General features: G+C 73.2%; 16 protein-coding genes. 8 read left to right on the top strand and 8 right to left on the bottom strand.

From position 1 onward, the window contains the following. Positions 1 to 15: 15 nt before the first annotated feature. Positions 16 to 795, top strand: coding sequence for an exodeoxyribonuclease III (locus OEIGOIKO_RS06975; RefSeq protein ID WP_125052883.1), 780 nt, complete (start codon positions 16 to 18; stop codon positions 793 to 795). A gap of 66 nt (positions 796 to 861) precedes the next feature. Here the strand turns inward: OEIGOIKO_RS06975 and OEIGOIKO_RS06970 are convergent, their stop codons facing one another. Continuing rightward, the gene (locus tag OEIGOIKO_RS06970) at positions 862 to 2,661 is read right to left on the bottom strand and encodes an SGNH/GDSL hydrolase family protein (protein ID WP_125052880.1); all 1,800 of its coding nucleotides are present in this window, start codon (positions 2,659 to 2,661) and stop codon (positions 862 to 864) included. Positions 2,662 to 2,793: 132 nt separating this feature from the next. Between OEIGOIKO_RS06970 and OEIGOIKO_RS06965 the strand changes: the two genes are divergently transcribed. Further along, on the top strand, positions 2,794 to 3,216 hold the full coding sequence (locus OEIGOIKO_RS06965) for a DUF6278 family protein (RefSeq protein WP_125044210.1): 423 nt from the start codon (positions 2,794 to 2,796) through the stop codon (positions 3,214 to 3,216). Between the two features lie 27 nt (positions 3,217 to 3,243). On the opposite strand, the gene OEIGOIKO_RS06960 is transcribed toward OEIGOIKO_RS06965, so the two are convergent. Continuing rightward, positions 3,244 to 3,999 (bottom strand): GntR family transcriptional regulator, encoded by a 756-nt coding sequence (locus OEIGOIKO_RS06960; RefSeq protein ID WP_125052877.1) that lies wholly within the window; start codon positions 3,997 to 3,999, stop codon positions 3,244 to 3,246. A 260-nt stretch (positions 4,000 to 4,259) separates the two neighbouring features. Here OEIGOIKO_RS06960 and OEIGOIKO_RS06955 point away from each other — a divergent pair, with 260 nt between their 5' ends. Genes OEIGOIKO_RS06955 through OEIGOIKO_RS06940 form a run of 4 tightly spaced genes read left to right on the top strand, consistent with a single transcriptional unit; the run spans position 4,260 to position 7,455 of the window. After that, on the top strand, positions 4,260 to 5,003 hold the full coding sequence (locus OEIGOIKO_RS06955; RefSeq protein ID WP_125058525.1) for an amino acid ABC transporter ATP-binding protein: 744 nt from the start codon (positions 4,260 to 4,262) through the stop codon (positions 5,001 to 5,003). Between the two features lie 14 nt (positions 5,004 to 5,017). Continuing rightward, a complete protein-coding gene (locus OEIGOIKO_RS06950) occupies positions 5,018 to 5,932 on the top strand; it encodes a glutamate ABC transporter substrate-binding protein (protein ID WP_125052874.1) in 915 nt (304 codons plus the stop codon). A gap of 15 nt (positions 5,933 to 5,947) precedes the next feature. Then, positions 5,948 to 6,592 (top strand): amino acid ABC transporter permease, encoded by a 645-nt coding sequence (locus tag OEIGOIKO_RS06945; RefSeq protein WP_125052871.1) that lies wholly within the window; start codon positions 5,948 to 5,950, stop codon positions 6,590 to 6,592. Then, on the top strand, positions 6,589 to 7,455 hold the full coding sequence (locus OEIGOIKO_RS06940; protein WP_125052868.1) for an amino acid ABC transporter permease: 867 nt from the start codon (positions 6,589 to 6,591) through the stop codon (positions 7,453 to 7,455). Before OEIGOIKO_RS06945 ends, OEIGOIKO_RS06940 begins: the two co-directional genes overlap by 4 nt. Before the next feature lie 185 nt (positions 7,456 to 7,640). Here OEIGOIKO_RS06940 and OEIGOIKO_RS06930 read toward each other — a convergent pair whose 3' ends face one another. The 4 genes from OEIGOIKO_RS06930 to OEIGOIKO_RS06915 form a co-directional block, all read right to left on the bottom strand. Next, positions 7,641 to 8,030: a MetQ/NlpA family ABC transporter substrate-binding protein gene (locus OEIGOIKO_RS06930; protein ID WP_170251578.1), complete on the bottom strand. Its 390-nt coding sequence runs from the start codon at positions 8,028 to 8,030 to the stop codon at positions 7,641 to 7,643. Between the two features lie 69 nt (positions 8,031 to 8,099). After that, entirely contained in the window at positions 8,100 to 9,713 is a 1,614-nt protein-coding gene (locus OEIGOIKO_RS06925) for an alpha/beta fold hydrolase (RefSeq protein WP_125052862.1), read from the bottom strand. A 157-nt stretch (positions 9,714 to 9,870) separates the two neighbouring features. After that, complete coding sequence (locus OEIGOIKO_RS06920; RefSeq protein ID WP_125052859.1) at positions 9,871 to 11,085, bottom strand: globin domain-containing protein; 1,215 nt, start codon at positions 11,083 to 11,085, stop codon at positions 9,871 to 9,873. A 135-nt stretch (positions 11,086 to 11,220) separates the two neighbouring features. Continuing rightward, positions 11,221 to 11,667, bottom strand: coding sequence for an RrF2 family transcriptional regulator (locus OEIGOIKO_RS06915; protein ID WP_125052856.1), 447 nt, complete (start codon positions 11,665 to 11,667; stop codon positions 11,221 to 11,223). A gap of 275 nt (positions 11,668 to 11,942) precedes the next feature. Between OEIGOIKO_RS06915 and OEIGOIKO_RS06910 the strand changes: the two genes are divergently transcribed. Further along, positions 11,943 to 12,350 (top strand): hypothetical protein, encoded by a 408-nt coding sequence (locus OEIGOIKO_RS06910; protein ID WP_125052853.1) that lies wholly within the window; start codon positions 11,943 to 11,945, stop codon positions 12,348 to 12,350. A 64-nt stretch (positions 12,351 to 12,414) separates the two neighbouring features. On the opposite strand, the gene OEIGOIKO_RS06905 is transcribed toward OEIGOIKO_RS06910, so the two are convergent. Further along, positions 12,415 to 12,816: a DnaJ family domain-containing protein gene (locus OEIGOIKO_RS06905; protein WP_125052850.1), complete on the bottom strand. Its 402-nt coding sequence runs from the start codon at positions 12,814 to 12,816 to the stop codon at positions 12,415 to 12,417. A gap of 211 nt (positions 12,817 to 13,027) precedes the next feature. Between OEIGOIKO_RS06905 and OEIGOIKO_RS06900 the strand changes: the two genes are divergently transcribed. Beyond that, positions 13,028 to 14,596: a carboxylesterase/lipase family protein gene (locus OEIGOIKO_RS06900; RefSeq protein ID WP_125052847.1), complete on the top strand. Its 1,569-nt coding sequence runs from the start codon at positions 13,028 to 13,030 to the stop codon at positions 14,594 to 14,596. Positions 14,597 to 14,628: 32 nt separating this feature from the next. On the opposite strand, the gene OEIGOIKO_RS06895 is transcribed toward OEIGOIKO_RS06900, so the two are convergent. Next, positions 14,629 to 15,372 (bottom strand): hypothetical protein, encoded by a 744-nt coding sequence (locus OEIGOIKO_RS06895; RefSeq protein ID WP_125052844.1) that lies wholly within the window; start codon positions 15,370 to 15,372, stop codon positions 14,629 to 14,631. Positions 15,373 to 15,515: the final 143 nt, after the last annotated feature.

The raw sequence follows: 15,515 nt of genomic DNA, 5'->3' as shown, positions 1-15,515 counted from the left end.
TGTAGGTTTACGGACATGCGCATCGCGACCTGGAACGTCAATTCGATCACCGCCCGCCTCCCGAGGCTGCTGGCCTGGCTGGAGAACACCGGCACGGACGTGCTGTGCGTCCAGGAGACCAAGTGCTCGGCCGAGCAGTTCCCGTACGACCAGCTGCGCGAGCTGGGCTACGAGGCCGCCGTCAACGCCACCGGCCGGTGGAACGGCGTCGCCCTGCTGTCGAAGGTGGGGCTGGAGGACGTGACCACCGGGCTGGCCGGCGGCCCGGAGTACGAAGGGGTGCAGGAGCCCCGTGCCGTCGCCGCGACCTGCGGCCCGGCCCGCGTCTGGTCGGTGTACGTGCCCAACGGCCGCGAGATCGACCATGCGCACTTCGCGTACAAGCTCCAGTGGTTCGAAGCCCTGAAGGCGGCGGTCGCCGAGGACGCTGCGGGCACCCGGCCCTTCGCGGTCCTCGGCGACTTCAACGTCGCGCCGACCGACGACGACGTCTGGGACACCACCGTCTTCGAGGGTATGACGCATGTGACGCCCGCGGAGCGCGCCGCCCTGGCCGCGCTGCGGGAGGCCGGCCTGTCGGACGTGGTGCCGCGCCCCCTGAAGTACGACAAGCCGTTCACCTACTGGGACTACCGTCAGCTCTGCTTCCCGAAGAACAAGGGCATGCGGATCGATCTGGTGTACGGCAACGAACCGTTCGCCAAGGCCGTCTCGGACGCCTATGTCGACCGTGAGGAGCGGAAGGGCAAGGGGGCGTCGGACCACGCGCCGGTGGTGGTGGATCTGGAGGTGTGAGCCGGAGACGCGCACGGACCGGAGCGGGTACCCGGGTGTCGCGGTATGCGGGTGTCCGGTGCCGGGTCACGGCGTGCCGGGCACGAGGGCCCGCAGGTCCACCGACTCCCCGAGCGCCCGCAGCCCCGCGTCGCCGGGGTGCAGGTGGTCGCCGCTGTCGTACGCGGGCAGCAGCCGCTGCGGGTGTGCCGGGTCCCGGAGCACCGCGTCGAAGTCCAGTACGGCGTCGAAGTCCGCGCCGCGTGCCCGGAGGACGGCGTTCACGGCGGTGCGCCGTGTCTCGACCGCCGCCGTGCAGTCCGGGAAGCCCGCGCACGGCGCGATGGTCGCGGCCACCACCCGCAGCCCGTGCTCGTGCGCGCGCCGGGCGAGGGCCCGCAGGCCCGCCACGACCTCGTGCGCCGGAGTGCCGGTGCGTAGGTCGTTGACGCCCTCGAAGAGCACGACCGTACGGACCGAGGGCCGCGCCAGCACGTCCCGTTCCAGCCGGTGCTGTGCGCTGACTCCGCTGACGTCGGTGCTGACGCCGTCACCCGGATAGCGGTCGGTGACGACCCGGTTCCCCGAGATGCCGCTGTTGAGCACGCCGTAGCGCGGGAGCGCGTGCTGGGTGCGGAAACGGCGGGCCAGTACGTCCGGCCAGCGCCGGTTGGCGCCCGCCGTCGAGCCCTGGCCGTCGGTGATGGAGTCCCCGAGCGCCACGACCGTGCCCGGACCGCCCGCGACCTCCACCCCGGTCAGGAACGGCCAGCCGGTCAGCGTGCCGGGGTACGCCGCGGCGCCGCGGTCACCCGTACGGTCGCCGCTGCCCGGCGCGCTCACGTACGAGATCTGCTCGGACCGGCCGTGCGTCGGCGCCGCGCTGACCGGGCCCGGCAGGTACAGGCTGACCAGCAGGTTTCGGCCCGCGGGCACGGTGTGGCGGAGCGGATCGCTGTACGCCTCGGCGCCGGCCGGGACCCGTACGCCGCGCTGTCCGCCGAACGTCAGCGGTACGGGGACGCCGACGGCTCCCGCGCCGCCGTCCGCGCCCTGTACGGCCAGGCTCGCCGCCCCGAAGGTGACCGGCGCCGCCGCGAAGGTGTTCGCCAGCCGGACCCGTACCCGCGGCCCGCCCGCGCCGCTGTGCACGACCAGCCGCAGCGTCCGGCCGCCCCACGGCCCGGCCTTCGCGTACCCGCCCGTGCTCGCTCCCCAACTGCCCGTCCACCCCGCGCCGTTGTCGCGCACCGCCATCGCGAACACGTGCAGGTCCGCAGCGGGACCCGGGTCCCGGGGCAGCGCGACGGCGGCCACCTCACGCCCGCGCGCCACCGGCACGCTCACCGCGTACAGCCGTGCCCGTTCGGCCCGTTGGCCGCCGGGCGTGTTGATGTGCGGCAGCGTCACCGCCTTGGTGGCCGACGGGCCCGTACGCCAGTCCGGGGCGCTCAGCCGGTATGTGCTGCGCGACCCGTCCCGGTAGTGGACCGTGCCGCTGCCGGTCGCCGTCCCGCCCGTCGCGGCCACCAGCAGCGACAGCGCGTCGCCGCGCCCGCGCAGCCGTACCGTCTGGCCGTCCGCCCGTACGTTGTCCGGGCGGCCCGCGGCGGTGCGCGGCCACCGCAGCCGGGCCGCGTCGAGGGTCAGCACCCGGCCCGGTGTCCAGCCCGCCGCGGCGAGGTCCCGCGCGGACAGGGAACGGCCCGCGCCGTCGAAGTCCGCCGAGGCGGGGGCGGACGGCTCGCTGACGGCCCTGTTGTCGAAGAGCCGCTCCAACGGCACCGGCTCGGCGGGCCGTTGGCGCGGTGCCGCCGGGGCGGCCGTGGTGCTCAGGGCGAGGGAGAGGGCCGGGGCGAGTGCCCCGCCCCACAGTCGTACGCGCATACGGGCATTCCTTCCGCGGGTACCGGCGACGAGCACGGGACCGGCCGGAACCGGTCGCCGGGCCGGCGATCCGGCCACCGGCCTGCCGCGCGCCTGTGGCCACCGTCCCGGCCCGGGTGGGACGCTACGCCCATGAACCTGTCTTTCCTGGACAAGTGGCGCAAGCGGCCGGAAGCGGGCCCTGCTGTCGTGGACGACCCCGAAGGCGCGGCGATGCTCCTGGCGGAGTGCGAGCTGCTGCGTGCCCAGGCCCAGACCGAGGGCGTGGAACTGGACGACTCGGTGCACTCGTTGGAGGCGCTGGACCAGCTGCGTCCCGCGTGGCGCGACGACCCCGAGGTGGTGACCTGGCTCGGCAACGACGCGGGCTGCTACCTGGGTACGGTGCTGGTACGGACGGTGCCGGGCGCGGCCTGGAAGGTGTGGCCCGGTGGTGAGCCGGTGGTACGGCTGGCCTCCGGCCGGGAGGTCGACGTGGTGACGGCGGGCCGGGACTGGGCGGCCAACGGCGCGCCCGAGCTGTGCCAGCTGTACGCGGAGGCCGCCGAGAGCTGACCGCCGCGTGCGGGGGCGGCGGTCCGGTCAGACGAATCCGATGTCGTACGCGAGGCGCCACCGGTCGGCCCGTACGACGATGTCCGAGGTCTCGACGGCCCGGCCGTCCGCGTCGTAGTGGGTGCGTTCCACGGCGGTCACACACTGCCCGGGGGAGCAGCCCAGCGCCTCCGCCTCGGCGCTGGAAGCGGGCCGCGAGCCCACGCGCTCCTCGGCGCGCACCACCCGGATCCCGATGGCGGCCATGCGCCCCCGTACCCCGCGCCGGGCGTAGGGCCCGCATTCCGGGAAGACGACGTCCGTGCCCTCGGTGATGGCGAGCGGCTCCCAGCTCGTGGCGAGTTGCACGGGCTGCCGGTTGGCCAGGTATTCGTACACCGACCGGACGACGCCGGTGCCCGGCACGATGCACAGCCGTCGCGCGACCCGGTCGGACGCGGCGTCCGTCGTCGAGGACACCTCCCAGGTCAGCGGCGTGCCCTCGGGTGAGCCCTCCAGGGCGATCCGGGCGGCGAACGGGGAGTCCACGGCGCCCGTGGAGCGCAGCAGCGTACCGATCGGCGCCCGGTCGGCGACGAACACGCCGCGCCCGAACTGGCCTTCCGCGTAGCCGGCGGCCTTCAGTACGCGGACCGCGCGGTCGACCGTCTGGTCACTGGCCTCGTACGCCCGCTTGAGCTCGGACCGGGACGGAATCCGCGCGCCGACGGGCAGGGCCCCGTCGTCGATCTGGCGGCGGAGGTCGTCGGCGATGCGCTGGAAGACGGGTCGGTTGTCACCCATGCCCCACAGGCTAGGTACGCAGGCGGGCACTGTGTACCTAGGGGAGAAGCGTCGGGCAGCCGCCCGCGGAGCGGGACGGGCCGGCGGCGCGACGCGGTCCGGCCGACTGGGCGGTGCCGGGCGCGCGTGGGCGCTTTTACCGGTAATCAGGGGTTATTGCGGTATTCGAGCGTGTCAGGGGGAAAGGGCTGCTTCCGGGCGGGTAGTTTGCGGGGTCTTGCGGTGTCCTGGCGGTACGGATGAGAGTGAGCGGGCTGCACATGGCCGGTGATGCGCTGATCGAGCTGCGCGGGGTCAACAAGCACTACGGAAAACTGCATGTCCTCCAGGACATCGACCTCACCGTCGGCCGCGGCGAGGTGGTGGTCGTCATCGGGCCCTCCGGGTCCGGCAAGTCCACCCTGTGCCGGACCATCAACCGCCTCGAACCGGTCGAGTCCGGCACCATCACCCTGGACGGCCGCCCGCTCCCCGAGGAGGGACGTGAACTGGCCGGACTGCGCGCCGAAGTCGGCATGGTCTTCCAGTCCTTCAACCTGTTCGCGCACAAGAGCGTGCTGGCCAACGTGATGCTCGCGCCGGTCAAGGTCCGCAAGCGCAAGAAGGACGAGGCCGAGCGGCGGGCCCGCCAACTCCTGGACCGGGTGGGCCTGGCCGCGCACGCCGACAAGTACCCGGCGCAGCTGTCCGGCGGCCAGCAGCAGCGCGTGGCGATCGCCCGCGCGCTGGCCATGGAGCCGCAGGCGCTGCTCTTCGACGAGCCGACCTCCGCCCTCGACCCGGAGATGATCAATGAGGTGCTGGAGGTCATGCAGCAGCTGGCGCAGGAGGGCATGACGATGGTCGTCGTCACCCATGAGATGGGTTTCGCGCGCTCCGCCGCCCATCGGGTGGTCTTCATGGCCGACGGCCGGATCGTCGAGGACCGCACGCCGGAGGAGTTCTTCACCGCGCCGGAGAGCGACCGCGCCAAGGACTTCCTGTCCAAGATCCTCAAGCACTGACCGGGGGCGCCGCCATGCACCAGACCCGCACCGCCCTCGTGGCGCTCGCGCTGACCGCGGCCGCGCTGCTGGCCGCCGGCTGCGGCCGGTCCGGCAGCCCGCCGGTCAAGGGCCCCAAGGGCAGCGAACTGCCCCGCTACGCGACCGCCGAGGGCTTCCGGCTGCCCGCCTCCGCGACCTGGCGCAAGGCCGAGAGCCGCGGCCGGCTGGTCGTCGGCGCCAAGGAGGACCAGCCGTACATGGGCGAGCGCGACCCGGCCTCCGGGACGTACACCGGATTCGACGTCGAGATCGCGAAGATGATGTCCGCCTCCCTCGGCTTCGACCCGAAGACGGTCGAGTTCCGCACCATCGCCTCCGCCAACCGCGAGACCGCCCTGCAGAACGGCCAGATCGACTACTACGTCGGCACCTACACCATCAACGCCAAGCGCAAGCAGCAGGTGGGCTTCGCCGGCCCGTACTACATGGCGGGCCAGGGCCTGCTGGTGCGCAAGGACCAGAAGGGCATCGACGGGCCGCGGGACCTGACGGGCAGGAAGGTCTGCTCGGCGGCCGGTTCCACGCCGTACCAGCGCATCAAGGCCGACTATCCCCGGGCCGACCTGGTCGCCTACGACACGTACTCGGTGTGTGTGGACAACCTGCTCACCTACCAGGTCGACGCCGTCACGACCGACGACGCGATCCTCATGGGCTACGCCGCGAAGGTGCCCGACGAGCTGAAGCTGGCCGGCAAGCCGTTCTCCGAGGAGCCGTACGGCATCGGCGTGCCGCGCGGGGACACCGCGCTGCGCCTCGCGCTGGACGACGCGCTCGCCGCCCACGAGAAGAACGGTGACTGGAAGAAGGCGTACGACGCGACGCTGGGCCTGTCCGGCGTCCCCGCTCCGCAGCCGCCCGCCATCGACCGCTACCCGGCGAGCTGAGGACGAGGACCGCCCATGAACGTGCTCACGGACAACTTCTCCCTCTACGGGGAGGGGCTGCTCGGCACCGTCGAACTGACCGTCTTCGCCTCGCTGCTCGCGCTGGTCGTCGGGGTGCTGATGGCGGCCTTCCGGGTGGCACCGGTCGGTTCGCTGCGGGTGTTCGGCACCGTGTGGGTGACGGTGCTGCGCAACACGCCGCTGACGCTGCTGTTCTTCGCGGTGCTGCTCGGCCTGCCGCGCTTCGGGGTCGTCCTGCCCTTCAAGATCTTCGCGATCCTCGCGCTGGGCTGCTACACCTCCGCCTTCATCTGCGAGGCGGTGCGCTCCGGCATCAACACCGTCCCGGTCGGGCAGGGGGAGGCCGCCCGAAGCCTCGGCATGACCTTCTCGCAGACCCTCGGCGACGTGGTGCTGCCGCAGGCGTTCCGTACCGTCATCCCGCCCGTCGGCTCCACGCTCATCGCGCTCGCGAAGAACTCCGCGATCGCCGGCTCCTTCAGCGTCGTCGAACTCCTCGGCACCTACAAGACGCTCAACGAGCTGGGCTACAGCATCATCTGGACCTTCGTCTGGATCGCCGTCGGCTATCTGATCGTGACCCTGACCATCAGCGCGCTGTTCAACGTGCTGGAAAAGCGCTGGGGGGTTCCCCGATGACCGCCACCACCGCCCTCTACGACGTCCCCGGACCGCGCACCAAGCGCCGGCACCTGCTGTACGGGGTGGTGGCGACGGTGGTGATCCTCGCCGTTCTCGCCTGGGCCGTGTACCTGCTGATCGACACCGGCCAGTTCAGTGCCCGCAAGTGGACGCCGTTCGCGTACGTGGGCATCCAGAAGCTGCTGCTCGAAGGGCTGGGCAACACGCTCAAAGCGTTCGCGTGCGCCGCCGTGCTGTCGCTCGCGCTGGGCGCGGTGCTCGCCGCGGGACGGCTGTCCGACCATGCGCCGGTCCGGTGGGTGAGCACGCTGCTGGTCGAGTTCTTCCGGGCGATGCCCGTGCTGGTCATGATCTTCTTCGTGTACGTGGCGCTGAAGGCCGAGCCGCTGTACGCGCTGATCGCGGGGCTGACGCTGTACAACGGCTCGGTGCTGGCCGAGGTGTTCCGCGCCGGGGTGCACTCCGTCGACCGGGGGCAGCGGGAGGCCGCGTACGCGCTCGGCATGCGCAAGACGCAGGTCATGACGTACGTCCTGGTGCCGCAGGCGGTCCGGGCCATGCTGCCCACGATCATCAGCCAGCTCGTCGTCGCCCTGAAGGACACCTCGCTCGGCTTCCTGATCACCTACGAGGAGTTCCTGCACGCCGGCAAGCTGATCGCCTCCAACCTCGACTACGACCTGCCGTTCATCCCGGTCGTCCTGATCATCTCGCCGATCTACATCGGCATGTGCATGCTGCTGTCGTGGTGCGCCTACCGGGTCGCGAAGCGGCAGCGCAGGAGTCTGAAGACGGAGGCGGTGGACGTCAACGCGCCGGAGCCGGGGACGCTGCTGCCGGGGGCGCAGCAGCAGCGGTAGGCCCGGCCGGCCCAGCACGAACGTCGGACCGAGGATCAGCGGCCCGAGCGCCTCGGGGACCAGTACCGCCACCAGGATGGGCACCGGCCGGGTGCCCATCGCGCGGGCCGCCTCGACGACGCCCGGTTCCACGGCGAGCAGGTTGCTCTCCACGATCCGGGCCACGCCGAAGGCGGCGATCACCGTCATCGGCAGGCCGACGGCGTCGTGTCCGCCTTGCCGCGCGCCAGTGTGGCCACGCCGTCGTTGATGACGGAGGTGTCCACGTCCTTGAGCAGCCGGGGCGTCTGCTGGGCGTGGACCGGGGTGAACTTCAGGTGCCGGGGGCTGCCGGCGATGTCGTCGGCGGTGGCGTACAGGCCGGTGCCGGGCTTCAGCGTGATCAGCCCGGCCTTCGAACAGCCGCACGTGCGGTCCTCGTTGGCCGGGTCGTCGGGGTGGGCGATCCGCGCGCCGTCCGGCAGATCGGTGAGCTTCTCGGCCTGCTGGGAGTAGCGGCCGAGCGGGACGACGTCGGTGGCGGCGAGCGGCGTGATGCCGGTGCCGTTCTCGGTGTCGGACCGGGCCAGGAACACCAGGTGCCGGAGACGATCGGCAGGCTGAAGCAGCCGGCGGCCGCGCCGGAGCGCCCCGCCCGCGGGCACTCAGTCGCGTACCGGCACCGACACCCAGGACGGATCGTCCGCCGGGGAGGAGAAGGCCAGCTTCGCGCCGGTCGGGTTGTGCTCGATGTAGAGCGGGTCGACGGAGTCCACGACCACCGCCAGCCGGTGCCCCGCCGGGACGTCGTACGCCGTCGAGAACAGCTCCAGGTCCACGCCGAACGGCTGGCCCGGCGCCTTGTCGTGGAAGGTGAACGGCGCGTGCGAGACCAGCTTGCCGACGCCGAGCGGCCCCACGTCGTACAGGTAGGCGATGCCGGTGCCGCTCCCGGCGGTGCTGGTGACGGTGGTGTGCAGCTTCGCCGTACCGCGGACGTGCTGCGCGGAGGTGTACCGCTCGGACTGCCACACGGCGGCGGCCGAGCGCGGCAGCAGCGGGATCGAGGCCATCGGCGGCAGCCGGAAGAACTGGTCCAGCAGGCTGGAGAGGAAGACCGTGCCGCCGTTGGCACCGGAGTCGCGGTCGGTGCGGATCTGCTGCGTGCCGTTCAGCGCGATCTTCCGGTTCCCGGAAGGCACGTCCTTCCAGCTCTTGTACCCCTCGTAGGCGCCGGTGGAGCGGGACTTCAGCTGTACGGGTGCCTCGCGGTCGACGCCGTTGTCGGCGCCCTTGAGGTAGTGGTCGAACCAGCGCTTGGTGTGGTCCCAGGTGTCGTTCGGCAGCCCGAGCAGACCCAGGCCCTCGGCGGTGGCGTGGTCGCCGGGCCGGAACTCCAGCCGCTTGGGCCCCTTCAGCTTCTCGTAGAAGTCGGCGTACTGGTTGGGCGGGAAGAGCGAGTCGCCCCAGGCGTTGCCCAGCATGATCGCCGCGCCGTTGGCGTTGATCCGGTCGAGGTAGGTGACCGGGGACCGCTTGGCGCCCCACTTGAGCATGTCGCCTTCCTTGGCCAGGTCGGAGGCCAGGAAGTCCTTGAGGATGGTCTTCAGCTCCGGGCTGGGGCGCCCGGTGAGCGCACCGGCGCCGCCCAGCAGGGCGGCCGCCTGCTGATGCTGGGTGCGGCCGCTGTAGATCGAGTCGATCAGGTCGGCCCAGCCGCTCAGCGCCGCGACCGCCTTGACGCGCTTGTCGAACGCGGAGGTCAGCAGGCTGATCCCGGCGCCGTACGACACCCCGCCCATGCCCACCTTCGCCGGGTCGGCCGCGGTGTGGGCCAGCGCCCAGTCGATGACCTTGGAGGCGTCGGCGATGTCCGGGGGACCGGCCGTCTCGATCTGCCCGCCGGACTGCCAGAAACCGCGCGAGTTGTAGCCCACCACCACGTACCCGGCGTCGGCGAGCTTCTTGGCCTGCACGACGTACTCGATCTGCGGCATGCCCCAGCTGGTGGGCAGCACGATCAGCGGATAGCGGCGGCCGGGCACGGCGTCGCCCGGGGTGAAGACGTTGGCCTTCAGGATGATGCCGCCGTCGCCCTCGATGTCGACGAACTTCACGTCGGGGAACTTCGCCGCGAGGTGCTGCTGCGTGGCGGCGACGGTCGTGGGAGAGGGCGCCGCGGAGTTCGCGGCCGGGGCGCCCGCGAGGGTGGAGGTGGCGAGCACGGCCGCGGAGACGGTACCGACGGCGGTGCGCAGCGTGGGGCGTGAGGGCGACATCTACTGCTCCAAGTGCTCCAGGAGGGGGACTGAAGTGACTGGAGAGTAAGGTGCGCTTCTTACCGTTGGTAACCCGTCGGTAGGTTACGGATGGGTAACGTGGGAGGTCCGGGTGCGCGGCGGTGCGCCCGGCCGGTGGGCCGGGCGCGCGCCGTGCTCAGAGGCCCAGGTCCGGCCCGAACACCTCGTAGTGGATGTCCGCCGCCGCTACGCCCGCCTCCAGGAGCTGGGTGCGGGCGTCCTTCATGAAGGGCACCGGGCCGCAGAGGTAGGCGACGGTGCCGGCCGGGACGTCCACCCGGCGCAGGTCGATCCGGCCCTCGTGGAAGGTGACCGGCGCGTCGCTGCCCTCGCCGTCCCCGCCGTCCTCCGGCTGCTCATACCAGACCTCCGCCGTGGCGTTGTCCAGCTTCTCCGTCAGCTGCCGCAGTTCGGCGCGGAAGGCGTGGGTGTACGGGGAGCGGTCGGCGTGCACCGAGACGACGCGCCGGGTGGAGCTTTCGGCGGCGAGCCGGGAGAGCATGCCGATCATGGGGGTGCAGCCGATGCCCGCCGAGGCGAACAGCAGCGGGCGGTCGCCCTCGTCGAGCACCACATCGCCGAACGGCGCGCTCAGGCGCAGGACCTCGCCGCCGTGCACCTGGTCGTGCAGGTGGTTGGAGACCTCGCCGGCGGGCGAGCCGGCCGCGTCGCCGGTGACCCGCTTCACGGAGAACTGGAGGGCGCCGTCCGGCTGTCCGGACAGGCTGTACTGCCGTATCTGGTGGGCGCCGTCGGGGAGTTCGACCTGTACGGAGACGTACTGGCCGGGCCGGGACGCCGGGAGCGGGCCGCCGTCCGCCGGCTGTACGGCGAAGGTGGCCACGTCGTCGGTCTCCTGGAACCGGCCGGTCACGCGGTACTCCCGCCAGACGTCCCCGTCCGGTGTGCCCGCCGCCTCGTACAGGCGCTTCTCGGCGGCGATGAGGGCGTTCGCCATCAGCCAGTACACCTCGTCCCAGGCCGCCGCGACCTCCTCGGTGACGGCCTCGCCCAGGACCTCCACGATGGCCGCGAACAGGTGCTCGTGCACGATCGGGTACTGGTCGGCGCGGACGCCGAGCGAGGCGTGCTTGTGCGCGATGCGCGCCAGCATCGCGTCGGGGCGCTCGTCCGGGTGCTCGACCAGGTACGTGGCGAAGGTGGCGATGGAGCCGGCGAGCGCCTGACGCTGGCTGCCGTTGGCCTGGTTGCCGCGGTTGAACAGGTCGCGCAGCAGCTCGGGGCGGGCCGCGAACATCTTGTCGTAGAAGAGCGGGGTGATCTCACCGATGGCCGCTCCGACCGCGGGAAGGGTGGCGCGGACGGTTGCGGCGGACGTGGACGACAGCATCGGGTGCTCCGGTTCTCGGGAAGTGCTGAGGGGTTGTGGTGGTCGGTGGGCGCGCTGCGACGCAAATAACTTGCATCTCAGATTCGTATTTCGCCGCCAGCGTAGGAGTCGGGGTGGTGGTGCGAGTAGGGCCGTTCAGCCCTCCGGCCGGGGCGTCAGGCTGAGCAGCAGAGGGCCGGTCGGGGTGCCCACCAGGTCCTCGATGGACAGCGGATCGAGCGCGGCGAAGAACGCTTCCTGCGCGGCCCGCAGGGCGCCGCGCAGGCGGCAGCCCCCGCGCAGCGGGCACGGCGGGTCGTCCTCGCACCCCACCACGTCGCCGACCCCCTCCAGTTCGCGCACCAGGCTCCCCAGGGAGCCGGTACGGCCCTTCCGGGTCAGGGACAGGCCCCCGTTGCGCCCGCGCCGGGCCTCCACGACGCCGAGATGCTGGAGTCTGCTCACCACCTTGGCGGCGTGGGTGTACGGGACCTGGACGGCGCCCGCCACCTCGCGGGTGGTCGGCGCGTCGCCCCGGTCGTCGAGGACCGCCAGCCGCATGGCGATGCGGAGCGCGATGTCGGTGCTCTTCGTCAGTCGCACGGTCCCACCGTACTGAATTGGAGTTTTGGATGCCAATTTGGGGCGTGGCGGACGGGGCGGGCGGGGCCGGACCCATCGCGCGTTACGGGGTGAGCCGGTCGGACCGGACAGACCGGGCGTACCGGGGGAGCGGCCGTCGGGACGGGCGGCCGAAGCGCCTGTCCCGCCGCGCCGGGCAGCGGTACGGTCGGCCCGAAGGGCATCCACGGGCCACCCTCCGGCCGCCGGGATGCGGCGCCGGGACCGGCCCGCAACCACCGCGCCTGGAGGCCGCCATGCTCCCGACCCGCACCCTCCTCGACAGCATCACCACCAAGGCCCGGCTCGGCACCGACGTGCTGGCCCCGGCCACCGACGCCCTCGCCGAGTGCGAGAAGGCCGTCCTCGTCTGCGCGACGGGCATGCTCGCCTCCGACGACGCCGACCGGATGCGCGAAGCGGCCCGTGCCGACCTGGACTGCCACGACGTCGTCGGAGCCACCCTGCGGCTGCTGCTCAGGGAAGGCGGCGGCGGGACCCGGCTGCTGGCCGCGCAGCTCGAAGCGTGCGCGATCGCCTGCGAGCGCAGCAACGAACTGTGCCGGGCGCACGCCGGACGTCACGAGCACTGCCGCCTGTGCACCCAGGCCACGACCCGCGCGATCGACGCCTGCCACGGCGTACGGGAGGCACTGCGGCCGTAGCCCAGCCGGCCGGGCCGGGGGCGGGGAAGGGCGCCGCGCCCCCGGTGCGGGCTGCTCCGGCCCGCTACTTCCCGCGCCGTTCGCGCCACTCCCGCACGACGCTCTCCACGTCGTACGGCTCCAGGTTGAGCGGCGGGCCGGGCGGCGGCTGCCGGACCGCCTCCTGGATCTTGGTGTTGATCTCGCCGACGATGCGTCGCACCGCCCGCTCGGAGGGGGCCCGCACCGCGGCCTCCCGGGCGTCCTCGGCCTCCTTGCGCAGGGCGAGGGTCGGCGGCAGGAAGGAGAGATTCTCCCGGCTCATCTTCTCCTTGACCCACCACATGGCGTCGTACGGCTCGTCGAGGCCGGTCAGCGGCTTGCCGAAGCCGGGCAGACCGGCGAACTCGCCGCGCTCGGCGGCCTCGCGGATCTGCCGGTCGGTCCAGGTCTCGAAGCTGACGCCGGGGGGCTTGCGCTCGGTCATCAAGGGCTCCCTGGGACGGGGAATGCGGCCGGTCACCCACGGCCCCGGGGTGCCGGGGCCGTCCGTACACAAGTACCACAGGGGAATGGTGCGGGCGGGGCCGACCGCCGGTGTCCGGGGCGGGCCACGGTGGCGTCGGGTACGCGGTCTGCCGTCGGTGGCGTAGAACGGTCTGTGGGCGGGGGCCGATGCGGAGGAAAGGGCGTGACCGATGGCCGCGGTTGGCGAGTGGTGGCGGGACGTGCGGACGGAGCGGGGGCGGGTGCGCGGCGTGCCGGAGCCGGTGGCGGAGGGCGGGGCTGCCCCGGGGCGGCGGACGGCGGGCGCCGGGACCGGCACTCCGGCGGACGTGCTGTCGGTGGCCGCCTTCCGCGGCATTCCGTACGCGGCGTCGCCGGCCGGCGCGCTGCGCTTCGCGCCGCCGTGCCCGCACGACGGCTGGACCGGCGTCCGGGACGCGGTACGTCCCGGGCCCGCCGTTCCGCAGGGCCCGTCCCGGCTGGAGCGGGTCATGGGGCCCCGTACGCCCGACTGGAGCGAGGACGGCTGTCTGACCCTCAACGTCTGGAGCCCCGCCGAGCCGTCGGACGCGGGACGGCCCGTGCTGGTGTGGTTCCACGGCGGCGGGTTCACCAGCGGGTCCGGCGGCTGGGACTGGTACGACGGCGCCCGGCTCGCGGCACTCGGTGACCTCGTGGTGGTCACGGCCAACTACCGCGTCGGGCCGCTCGGCTGGCTCTTCCTGCCCGAAGCGGGCGTGGCCAACACCGGTCTCCAGGACCAGGCCGCGGCGCTGCGCTGGGTGCACGAGAACATCGCGGCCTTCGGCGGCGACCCCGCCCGGATCACCGTCGGCGGTCAGTCGGCCGGCGCGTACACGGCCCTGTCCCTCGCGGTCGCCCCGGAGACCCGCGCACTGACGCACCGGGTCGTCGCGCAGAGCGGCCCGTGGGGTCTGGCGCCTCAGGACCCGGCCGGGGCGGCCGGAATCACGGCCGACTACCTGCGTCTGCTGGGGCTGCCGGACAAGGCGGCCGTACCTGGCAACGAGGCCGCGGCCCTGCGGGAGTTGCGCGCCCTGCCGGTGGAACGGCTGCTCACCGCGTACGCCCGGCTGGCGGCGGACCGCGCCCGCCCGGGCCGCCTCACCCCGCTCATGTACCCGGTGCTCGGCGGCCCCGGTCTGCCGGTCCCGCCCGTACAGGCCGTGGCGGAAGGCGGCCTGGGTGCCACCGGGTTGCTGATCGGTACGGTACGGGACGAGATGACCGCGTTCCTGGCCTTCGACGCCGAGGCCCGGGCGTTCACCCGGGACGACGTCCTGCGGCTCCTGCGCGAGGACGCCTGCGGCGACTCCGGCGCGGCGGCCGTCGCGTACGACGACCTGGCACGCCTGCGGCCGGACGCGTCCCCCGTGGACCTCCTGGCCGAGGCGGCCACCGGCTGGATGTTCCGGGACGGCGCGACCGGCATCGCCGAGCGGCGCGCCGCGCAGGGGACGCCCGCGTACGTCTACCGCTTCGACCGGGCCCCGGACGGCGACGACGGCACGCTCGGCGCCACCCACTGCGCGGAACTGCCGTTCCTCTTCGGGACGTTCGACGCCTACCCCGACAGCCCGATGCTGGGGCGCACCGGCGCGGAGGACCGCCGCCTGGCGCACGCGTTCGGCGGCGCGCTCGCCGCCTTCGCGGCCACCGGCACGCCCGACGGGCCGGGGCTCGCGGACTGGCGGCCGTACCTCGGCGGGCCGGCGCCCGAGGTGATGTACTTCGGCTGACGGCGCGGCCGCGTGCGGCACCGGGGTGGTCGCTACACCCCCGCCCGGTGCCCCTTCGGCTCGGCCGGTGCCAGCGCGGCCTTCGTCACGTCCGCGACCAGCTCCACCACGTCGGGGCCGTACGCCTGCGAGTTGACGACCTTGAGCAGCAGGCAGAACTGCCCGTCGGCGCCGTGCTTGCGGGCCAGCCGCGCCCGGTTGCGCACCAGGTGCCGTACGGCGGCCCGGTGGGTCACCGGGCGCTGCCCGGCCGCGAGGAAGACCGGACGGCCGCTCTCGACGGCGGTCAGCCGGGCCAGCAGCACGTACTCCACCGCGCCCGGCTCCATCCGGTACGTCGAACCGCCGACGGCGAAGGTGCCGCGCCCGATGCCGTGTTCGTCGCCGGGGTGGACGGCGACGCCCGGCAGCAGGTTCGCCAGGTGCGCCGCGAGCCGCCGGTGCGCGGTCGGGTCGCCCACGCAGAACTCGGTGCGCGCGCCGAAGCCCTGGAGCCCGGTGTCGTGCGGCGCGACCTCGGCGTGCGCGCCGCAGGCCTCCACCACCGAGGCCAGTCCGAGCAGCGCGAGCGCGTCGTGCCGCGGGATGCTCCAGTGGGCCGAGGTGCTGTCCCGGTGGGTGACCAGCACGCATTCCGATCCGTCGGGCAGTCCGAAGAAGCTCTGCTCGCGGTCCAGCCTGCGGCGCGCCACGGCGGCGTGCGCGGCCCAGCCGGCCGCGGCGCCCACGACGAGGGCGGCCGCCGCCACGGTCACGAGGAGCAGGGAGTCGTCCATGGCGGGGGAGCGTAGCGGCTGACCGGGAGTGTGTTCGAACGTGGGGCGGGCGGCTGGGCGGCCTTGCCCGGGTCTGTACGGGCATACGGGACACCGCCCGCTGTACGGCGCCCCGTACCGTTGCGCCCCGGCGGGCCGCTCGG

The sequence above is a fragment of the Streptomyces paromomycinus genome (genome assembly GCF_003865155.1).
In the GTDB taxonomy this organism is placed as follows: domain Bacteria; phylum Actinomycetota; class Actinomycetes; order Streptomycetales; family Streptomycetaceae; genus Streptomyces; species Streptomyces chrestomyceticus.
This window is presented reverse-complemented; position numbering and strand designations above follow the sequence as displayed.